Annotated in this window: 1 protein-coding gene; it reads right to left on the reverse strand. The window is 38.2% G+C overall.

The window, feature by feature from the left end:
• Positions 1-48 precede the first annotated feature (48 nt).
• Positions 49-1,224, reverse strand: a complete 1,176-nt coding sequence (locus tag LLA01S_RS11995; protein WP_003138385.1) for an IS256-like element IS905 family transposase — start codon at positions 1,222-1,224, stop codon at positions 49-51.
• Positions 1,225-1,313 lie beyond the last annotated feature (89 nt).

Consider the following 1,313-nt stretch of genomic DNA (forward strand, 5'->3'; position numbering starts at 1 on the left):
GATACTGTCAATAATTATGTGTAAACACTCAAGTAGAGTTGAAGAATATTAATCAAATAAGCTTTCAAGTGTGTCAGCACATTGGCCAAACCCTTTATGGATGCGTTGACTTTGCTTGAAATTATAATCTTCAAACAAAGTAACTAAGTAACGTTCCAGAGCCTCCTCGTTAGGAAAAAGAACCTTCTTTTTCGTTTGACGTTTGATTTCTTTGTTAAGAGACTCAATGAGGTTTGTCGAATAAATGCTGTGCCAAATCTGGTAGGGAAACTGATAAAAAGTTAAAAGATTATCCGTATTCTCCAGACTTTCCATGACTTTCCTATACTTTGGTTTCCATTCGGCGATAAAGTTCTCTAAAGCTTGCACTGCCATTTCTAAATTTTCAGCACGATAAATCGTTTTAAATTGCTCCAGAATAACCGCTCTATCTGCTCGTTTCACTTTACTAGCTAGATTTCGACTAATATGAATTAAGCAACGTTGTTGTTTAGCTAATGGGTAAGCCTGACTGATAATCTGTTCAAGCCCCTTGAAGCCATCGGTCACTACAAGAGAAACCTGTTGGATTCCTTGGTTTTGAAGCTTGTCTAACAGGGTGGACCAAGAAGCATTGTTTTCATTTGGGGCGATTTCATATCCAAGAACAGCCTTCTGTCCTTCTGGTGTAATGCCAAGTGCGATATGAATACATTCTTTACTAACGGTTCCACGTCTTAATGGAAGATAGGTTCCGTCAAGAAATAAAACAGAGTAATTGGCTTCTAAGCTTCGCTCATGAAAAGTAGCGACATTCTCCTGAGTTGCTTTTGAGATATTAGAAATTGTGGCAGGACTATAGTGATGACCATACATTCGCTCGATGATATCACTAATTTCTCGAGTCGTTACACCGGTTTGATAGAGTTTGATAACCATCTCTTCCAAGTGGTCATCTCGACGTCCATAAGCGGGAAGCAAAGCTGGACTAAAGTTCCCATTACGATCTCTAGGAATGCTCAACTGAACAGTCCCATATTTGGTTTCAAATTGCCGTGAATAGCTTCCGTTACGACTATTCCCAGAATTATAGCCTACTTTATCGTAAGGTTCATACCCTAAAAAGGCTGATAACTCTGCTTGAAGCAGATCATTCATAGCAGTTTCAAGAGAAGTACGGAAAAATTCATCAATATCTTGCTTTTGGGCTAGGAAGTTAAGTAGTTCTGTGGTAAACTGAGTCATAGGAATAAATCTCTTTCTAGTAATGTTTCGCAACTCTACTATAACGGATTTATTCCTTTTTGTGTTTACACAACTTATTTTACACTACC

Source organism: Lactococcus cremoris subsp. cremoris NBRC 100676, from assembly GCF_001591705.1.
GTDB lineage: Bacteria > Bacillota > Bacilli > Lactobacillales > Streptococcaceae > Lactococcus > Lactococcus cremoris.

Excerpts from the sequence above, each read along its gene's own strand:
- LLA01S_RS11995 (WP_003138385.1), bottom strand. The coding sequence starts at position 1,224 with ATGACTCAGTTTACCACAGAACTACTTAACTTCCTAGCCCAAAAGCAA.